This window comes from Streptococcus infantis, assembly GCF_047460685.1.
Lineage (GTDB): Bacteria > Bacillota > Bacilli > Lactobacillales > Streptococcaceae > Streptococcus > Streptococcus infantis_AD.
In genome coordinates this window covers 84,110-92,820 of the sequence record NZ_JASHFS010000011.1, presented here as the reverse complement: position 1 = coordinate 92,820, position 8,711 = coordinate 84,110, and the positions used below count along the sequence as shown (strand labels likewise).

Annotated in this window: 3 protein-coding genes and 1 pseudogene; all 4 read right to left on the bottom strand. The window is 38.7% G+C overall.

Translation table 11 applies throughout. The features are described from left to right. Positions 1-4,949, bottom strand: a pseudogene (locus QM917_RS06735) (hypothetical protein); the annotation flags it as partial. Positions 4,950-6,302: 1,353 nt separating this feature from the next. Then, positions 6,303-6,935 (bottom strand): response regulator, encoded by a 633-nt coding sequence (locus QM917_RS06730; protein ID WP_414285310.1) that lies wholly within the window; start codon positions 6,933-6,935, stop codon positions 6,303-6,305. Between the two features lie 18 nt (positions 6,936-6,953). Continuing rightward, positions 6,954-7,943, bottom strand: coding sequence for a sensor histidine kinase (locus tag QM917_RS06725; protein WP_414285309.1), 990 nt, complete (start codon positions 7,941-7,943; stop codon positions 6,954-6,956). After that, positions 7,940-8,638 carry a cell wall-active antibiotics response protein LiaF gene (gene liaF, locus QM917_RS06720; protein WP_414285308.1) on the bottom strand — a complete coding sequence of 233 codons (699 nt, stop codon included), beginning with the start codon at positions 8,636-8,638 and terminating at the stop codon, positions 7,940-7,942. The genes QM917_RS06725 and liaF overlap by 4 nt, the downstream gene beginning before the upstream one ends. Positions 8,639-8,711: the final 73 nt, after the last annotated feature.

Below are 8,711 nucleotides of genomic sequence, written 5' to 3'. Positions count from 1 at the left end.
GTTCCATCTTTGCCTACTTCAACATCTTTCGCTGTTGGGTTAGCTTTCTTAACTTCGTCTGCTACTTTAGCTTTTTCTGCATCTGTTAAGTTAGCTGGATCTTTAACTGGTGTCTTAGCTGGATCTTTAACGCCATCTGCATCCTTAGCTGGTGTTGCATCTTTAGCTTTCTCAACTGTCTTAGCTGTTGGAAGTTCTGCTTTTGATCCATCTGGGAAGGTTACAGTTGCTGTTCCATCTTTGCCTACTTCAACATCTTTCGCTGTTGGGTTAGCTTTCTTAACTTCGTCTGCTACTTTAGCTTTTTCTGCATCTGTTAAGTTAGCTGGATCTTTAACTGGTGTCTTAGCTGGATCTTTAACGCCATCTGCATCCTTAGCTGGTGCACTTGGTTTTTGAGTTACAAATTGTGACAATGGTTTTGTATCTGTTGAACCATCTGTATATGTTACGACAAGATTTCCTTTGTCATCTTTTGTGACTGATTTAATCTTACCATCTTTATCAACTGGAGTATTTTTTGCGATATTCGCATCGTCATTGTTCTTGTTGTACTCAAGTTTCAGTTTTTCTTCGATTTTAGCTAATTCATCTTTTGTTACATTAGTTGGATCTGCTACTTCAACTTTATCAGCTGGAGCTGGAGTTGCAATATCGTACTTATCTGTTTGAGATTTAACGATGAAGTGAACATATCCTGGTGTCTGAGTTGCATTCGGATTTTGATCTAATGCTCTAAAATCAGTAGTTGATGGTGCATTATCATTGTCATTAGCAACAACAAAACTTGTCCAATGGTTTGGAGCTGTAAGTGTTGTAACACCAGTCATCTTAATAGTAGCTGTAGCACCTGATACAGTACCATCACCATGAGTGACTGCTGAATTATCGATTTTACCAGTTGTAAAACCGTATTTTGCTGTATTGTCATCACCAATACCACCAGGACCACGTACATACATATCTTTAACAGCAGTGTTGTCTGATGCTTTGAATGTTAAATCAGTGTTTTCACCTGTATAAACATAGATTTCTTTCTTATCTTTATTTGAGTATGGAAGTTCAACTGTTGGAGCTACGTTTACAAATTCTGATAATGGTCTCTTATCTTGAGAACCATCTTTATAGGTTACTACAAGATTTCCTTTGTCATCTTTTGTGACTGATTGAATCTTAGCATCTTTATCAGCTACAGCTGTACCTTTTTTGTCTGCCAAGTTAGCGTCATCGTTGTTTTGAGAGTACTCAAGTTTGAGTTTCTCTTTGATTTTGTCTAGCTCGGCTTTTGTTACATTTGCTGGATCTGCTACAGTAACTTTTTCAGTTGGAGTTACAATGTCATATTTTTGCGTTTGTGGTTTAAGCATGACACGGAATGCACCTGGGTCAGTTAAGCTACCCACAGCTTTATTCTCAATAAATGCACCATCTGTGTCAGTCGCAGTTGCATAACGCCATCCTAAAGCCATACCTGGTGCTTTATCTCCCTTAGTTGCTGCATCATAGTCAGATTGTTTCAAACCATCTGTTGCTGCTGGGGTACCTGAGTAGGTAATGACTGCTGGTGCATCTGCTGTTGCTGGTGTTTCAGCATTGATAACATTTGCTTTAAATCCATATTGAGTATTGATGGTATTCTCTTCACCTGCAACAGGATCAAACGCTCTGTTACCACCTTGTTTTACAGTAGCACTTGCAATTTTTCCGCTATCATCTTTAAATTTGATATCGAATGAGTTGGCTTCTCCAGCGTAGACATAAACTTCTTTAGTGTCTTTATTAGAGTAAGGAATCTCTACTGTTGGTGCTACGTTTTCACGTGCAGGATTTGTTGGGTGAACGAGGTAGGCTGCTGCAATCTTATCTGTTGATCCATCAGGGTATGTGATAGTAAGGTTACCCTTTTCATCTACACTGTATTGTGAACCTGCTGGAAGACTTGGGTTCGCAGTTTTAACTGAGTTGATGATCTTGCTCTTTTCATCTTCAGAAACGTTGTTAGGATTTGCAATATCTACTTGTGTACCTGCAACTGGGTCATACTTTTTAGTAGTCTCAAGAACTGTAACAGTAATTGGTCGATAAATTGATCCTAGTTTCTTGCTTGTTGCGTTTTCACTTCCAGTAGCTCCATAGACAACCTTAGTATCCCCAAGAGGTTGGTCCCATGCAACAGTACCTTCTAGTTTACCGGTAGCATTAGTTGGTGTTTTAAGAGTTTGGGTGTACTCTAACCCCTTAACATTTCCAATAGTTTCTGGAGAAACCCCAAACCAACGAAGGGAACTTGAAACAGCTCCACCTGTTAGACTAAGTTTATCTCCACGATGAACTGTCACCTTTGTCGTATTAGTCGCCAATTGCAACTTGTAAGGACCATTAGTTTGACCTGGAGGAGTAAACGGAGTTGGGGTTTTTGTTACCGTAATCGGTGCACTCTTAGCTGACTCTGTTCCACCTGCTGGTGTTGAAGTAGCTGTAATTTCTCCTTCTGGAAGGCTGTTTGTAGGGTGAACAGTTGCTACACCTTGGTCGTTAGCTACAGCTTCACCGATTACAACGCCATCTTTGTTGTAAAGTTTAACAGTTGAACCTGCTGGTGCTTTAACTGTTACATCAGCTGGTGTACTTGCTTTACCTTCCAAATCGTTGACAATTTCAGGACCACTAGTTGTTGGTGTTTCTGGTTGCGGTTGTGGCGCTGGAGTCTCTTCTTTTGGAGCTGCTTCAACGTTACGTGATTGCCATCCTTGAAGACTTGTGTAGCTACCATCTTGCATGTTAGAGACAACTTCAGCTGTTGTTCCAGCTTTCATATCTTTGTTCAAGGTCAAGTTGATCGTTGAGTAGTGGGCTCCTTGATCACTTGAAGCAACACTTGCAAGTGCACTGTTTGAAGGGCTTACTTGCCACTTACCTGGAACAGCATCACGTGTAAGCTTAACTTCTTGAGCATTGCCATCTGCGTCCGTAAATCTGAAATAAGCGGCTGCTGCATCATGTGGCACTTTCAAGGTAACATTTCTATCATTTTCAACAAGATTATTCTTTTGTTTTGATTTAGTTGATGGTACGATCTCTGAGTAACCTAGAGAGACGTTTACAGGTACATCAGCACTTTCTACACCATTAACTGTTTGGCTAACGCTGATTTGACTCTTAGGAACCTTCTGTTCACCACCAGTAACATTACTATTCAAACCAGTAGTAATTGGGAATGACCACTGTCCGTTCTGTCCAACTATGGTAGTATTATTAACAACTCTACCCCCATCCTTAATATTGATTCGGGCACCTGGTGTTCCTGTACCTGTCAAGACTGTATCTGTAGAAGCTATAGTAGGAACTGTAATCGTGTCATTTGTTTGGGTATAAGTGTTGTTGACTCCTAGTTGTGATGTTTCTGGTTGTGGTTGTGGTTTTGGTGTGTCTGGTTGTGGTTTTGGTTTTGGTTGAGCCACATCGGCATCCGTAACATCAGCAGGGTTGTTCCCTATTACACTGAAAGATGGTCTGCCTGACGCTTTACCAGTACGGACCATACCCATAACAACCTTCATATCTTTCAACTGCTCATTAGTTGTCGTTTCTGGTACAGTTGTGGTGAACTTCCATACAAATGCATCTTGCCAGTCCGAACCTGTATTGGAATTATCATAGATAACACGCTCTCCTGGTAGAGCATTAGCATCGACCAAAGCTTTTGTCTCAGGATTTTTATCAGTGTCCGCACCATTGAAATAGAAACCTGTATTGTTATAAAGGGTATCATATCCACGAGTTGCAGATTTCCAACTTGCGCTTGTGAAAGTTTCTTCTTTACCGTCAAGTGGGAAACCTGAAGCTTCGCCTGGACTTGGATTGTCAAATGTCACTTCATTACTTAGAGGATTTCCATTTGAGTCGATTTTTTTAAGTCTTCCACCTTGCAATCTATTTACTGATTTGTAATGGAGACGATTGATACTATCAGGCATATTTACTTCTTTAGGAATTTGAATATAGTTTCGGGAACTCTTTCCTGTAATGCCATATTTATTATCCATATTTTCAGCATAGTTATTGAAGTAAACCATCCAGTCAATAGACGTAATCTTACCATTCTGATCTTTATTCAGTCTGGTCTTATAGTTCATTACTCTAGAGCCGGCCTTTTCGTCATCAGTGGTACTGGGTTTACCTACATTACTAGCAATATAGTCATTTTTCTTCCCATTCCCATTGGCAGCTTCATCACCTGAATAAGCAATCTCTGCTCTAAATTGAACGCCTTCTGGAATTTTTTGACCATTGCGTTGATCGTTAGATCCTGTGTTTTCAATTGAGTTAGTACCAGCTTTTGGTTCTGTGTTTCCTGCTTTTTTACCTACAGTTGGTTGTCCGTTAGTAGTATCTACTGCTGGAGTTTCTTTTTTCTCTACAGGTTTAGCTTTTAATTTAGTGTTAGCTGTAGTTACTAATTTACTGTAAGCTTTTGTAATTTCGTCTTGAGTTGTTGCGTTTGCTAATGTAGCTTTCGCAGCTTCTAAGTCAGCTTTTAATACCGCAACACTCTCTTCTGTTTTGTTAGCATACGTTCCATTGTCTAGTTTCGCTTCGATTTCTGCAATGTAGTTTTCAAGTTTAGTTTTATCTAAAGCATTAACTTCTTTTGCAGTTTCTCCATCAAGTTTTGCTGCTACAGCTGGTGTTGTAGCAACTGCTGGCTGAGTCTCTGCTACAGCAGCAGGAGCTTCATAAGTCCCCGTTTCTCCACCATATCCAGGCTTAGGCTCTTCTGCTTTTGAGCCACTCTCAACTGTAGATTCCGATGCTGTATCTGCATGGACCGTTTGAGTAGCTAAGCTAGCTCCGACCGCAAAAACAAGCGAACAACCGAAAAGGAAGTGTTTTCCTTTTTTAATCATACGCCAGTTCTTTTGTTCTGCATTTTTACGATTAAAATACATAACATTTTCTCCTTTGTTTAAAAATATCTGCATGTCCTTTACATACACTCTGATTATACATTTCTTTTAGAAAATAGTCAATTAAAACAACTATTGAACTTTCAAGTATTTTATAAACCAAAAACTACATATACAATATCTTCATCGCTTAATATAGTTATCTAAAAATTAAGTAAAACAGAATTCTACACACATAGTTTTCTTCACTGTACCTTTTAAGACGAAAAATTTCAAAAAAACAGAAAATTTACATTAAGTTTTCAGAATGAATGAAAGAAAAAATAAATGAATGAAGTTTTTATCAAAGAACATTAGCAACCCTAAATTTTCTTGAATCTTTTAATACTCAAGAAAAATCAACCTACACTTTTTATTGACAGACCACTTAAGAAAGATGCTAGTCCAAGTATATATTTTTAACAAGACAATCGATAGACCTTCTTATGTTCTAGGAAGGTAAGGAAAGAGTTTTTAATGAATCCTATACTATAGGTGATCGCACACTAAAAATTTTTGCTTTTTTTGATTTTATAGGCTCAAAAAGATGTTTTCTTGTAAAAATATGAGATGGCACTGAGGGATGCCATCGATTACACCTGAAAGAGGCAAATATAGTGGATTGAAATAAGATATGAACAAAGAGATTAGGAAAGTCAAATAAATGAGTCTGGGACAAAAAGATTTTGATTTTAGGAATTCTTTATTATAGATTTTTAAAATCGATATATTAAATAAAAAAGCGAACTAAACGGAATTCTAAGTGTCAGATAACTCGTTTTGTTCGCTTTTTATATTTAAGGGTAGACTTTTGTCCCAGACTCTTCATAGCCTACTATTCTAGGTTCAATCCACTATAAAAGGATTTATACTCTTCGAAAATCTCTTCAAACCACGTCAGCTTCACCTTGCCGTAGGTATGGTTACTGACTTCGTCAGTTCTATCCACAACCTCAAAACAGTGTTTTGAGCTGACTTAGTCAGTTCTATCTGCAACCTCAAAGCAGTGCTTTGAGCAACCTGCGGCTAGCTTCCTAGTTTGCTCTTTGCTTTTCATTGAGTATTAGTCTTCTAACTTACTGGACTAAATCCTTGGTCTAAATCATTTGTCTCTTTTTGCAGTCTGTACAATAGTAGTAGGTTCATTTGACAGATATCTTTCTCGAGATGATACTCTCTACTGTCTAGTTGTTAACAACTTCTATTAGCTACCGCCTAATATGGTTTTTTCAAGTCAGAACCGAGTTTTTAGGACTGCTTGAGATACTTGATGTACTTGTTAATCCTAAATTACTGTTTTTTGCTAAAAGTATCCAATTTACCGAATAAACCTTAGTTTGGCTCCAAAAGATGCATCTAGAAGTCTTCATGGCCTACTAAGTGGTGTTGAAAAGCATAAACCGCTGCCTGGGTGCGATCACTAACCTGAAGCTTTGCTAAAATGTTGGAAACGTGGGTTTTAACTGTCTTAAGGGAAATGAACAATTCATCGGCGATACGCTGATTTTCATAGCCCTTAGCGATTAGTTGAAGGACATCTCGTTCACGCGCAGTCAAATCCTCATGAAGTTCAATATGATTGCGGTTGTATTCTACCTTCTTGCTAACCTCTTGTTCAATGGCTAGCTCTCCAACCGCCACCTTACGAACAGCGTGTAGCAATTCATCTGCACTGGACGTCTTGAGCATATAACCTCTAGCTCCAGCATTCAAGACCGGCATGATTTTTTCATTGTCTAGATAAGAAGACACAATCAAAATTTTAGCCTCTGGCCATTCTTTGAGAATAGCTAGTGTTGCATCAATCCCATTGACTTCAGGCATGACAATATCCATGACAATCACATCTGGACGAAGCTCCAAGGCCATGGAAATTCCTTCCGCACCATTGGTTGCTTCTCCTACAACCTCTACATCATCTTGTAATTCAAAATAACTTTTTAAACCAAGACGCACCATTTGGTGGTCATCTACTAATAATAGTTTCATTTTATTTCCTTTTGTTAGTCAATCAAGCAAGGGGATGCGGATATCCACTGCCAAACCCTGCTTAGGAGCCGTCATCAATTGTACTGTCCCAGCCATATCTTCCACTCGTTCTTTGACATTGCGTAGACCATAGCTTAGTTCATCAACATCATCTAGCTGAAAACCGCGACCATTGTCTGCAACCTTCAACTGTAATTCCGTTTCCGTTTGATAAAGGTAAACATCTAGACATGAAGCTTGTGCATGCCGAAGTGTATTACTAATCAATTCTTGTACAATTCGGAAGACATGCTCCTCAATCTTTTTAGGTAGTGCAGTTACCTGATATTTAAAACTTACCTTCAGCTCACTTTTTTCTTCTAGCTCTTTGAGGAGTAGCTGAATCCCCTCCACCAAGCTTTTTTGTTCCAGTTCAATTGGTCGTAGATGCAAAAGAAGAATGCGCAAGTCTCTTTGAGCTGTCTCTAAAATGGCAGTCACACTATGAAGCTGAGTTTGCATCTTCTCTCTGTCTAATTTAAAAGCTTGTTGGCTGAGCCCCGATAAAATCATGTGGGCAGCAAAAATTTCTTGGCTGACTGTATCATGCAAGTCACGCGCGATTCGCTTTCGCTCCTTTTCGATAATCTGTTCTTCCTTGATCAAGGCTTGATTGTCCGCTTTTTGAATAGCTTCTGTTAACAAACCGAGCTTTCCTGACAAGTTTCTAAAACTTGCGTCTAAGTCAGCATCTCCCAGACTTTCAATATCTTTGCCAGCTAGCAGACGTTTGAGATTTGCTTGGATTCTTCTTTTTGCAATTTCATCAACCATTGTCCAGAATAGGACTAATAAAAATGCCAGGGCGAGACTAAACATTAAAGCCAGAAATAAGACTTTTTCTGTCTTTTCTAAATCTTGGAAGAGAGAAGTCCACTCCAAATCTAAGACCTTAAAAAGGCTTCGAAATAGAAAAGCAACAAAGAGAAATGAGGTGAGACCAATTAAAATATAAGGTTGTTTTTTCATCCTCGCACCACCTCAACATCTCCAATCATAGTTGTCAAAAGAATCTTAACACTCTTGGGACTCTTGAGATAATCTCTGGTTTCTTGATGAAATTGCTCATTACGTAAAGCACGTTTAGGCTGGTCAAAAAAGGTTAAATCTACGTACAGAGAATTAACACTAAGACTGACTTCTACATCCACTGGTACAATAATTCTAGTCGTACCAACCAGTTTTCTCAAGATGATGACATTATCATGATTGCTCAAAATCACATGTTCTAGATGAATGGTATCCTTCCCCATGAGACGAAAAAGGTTGATATCATCAAAGCGGCAAGTCTGGTAGCTTGAAAAGTGGTGGAGATTTCCAAACCAGCGATTTTTCTCCCTCTTCACCGTCACTACCTCTTCAAAAATCAGATTGGTATCTTCTCTTTCCTGGTTCATCATAGGATAAAGTAAGAACAGGCTGTAAATCAAGGCTACAAAGATGGCTAAAATGACAAAGGGATTGAGCATGATGATAAAGAGAAATAGGATGCTCACCGCCACTAAAATGAAGTTATTCCCCTGTCTACCAGTATAGTATCGAATCAGCAGTAAAAACAAGAGCAATATCAGCAGAAAACGGGAAAAATGCTCTGATACCATCATAATCAGAGCTCCTGTCAATAAACAAGCTTCAATAAAGAGAAAAATTTGAAATTTTCGCATGTATCCGTCCTCTCTATTTTATTGTATCACAAAACCAAAATGTCACATCAGTCTGAGGAATGATAAAAAGACC

What these genes read in the sequence shown, in the direction of transcription:
- QM917_RS06730 (WP_414285310.1), bottom strand. Translation starts at nt 6,935, where the DNA reads ATGAAACTATTATTAGTAGATGACCACCAAATGGTGCGTCTTGGTTTA.
- QM917_RS06725 (WP_414285309.1), bottom strand. Translation starts at nt 7,943, where the DNA reads ATGAAAAAACAACCTTATATTTTAATTGGTCTCACCTCATTTCTCTTT.
- liaF (WP_414285308.1), bottom strand. Translation starts at nt 8,638, where the DNA reads ATGCGAAAATTTCAAATTTTTCTCTTTATTGAAGCTTGTTTATTGACA.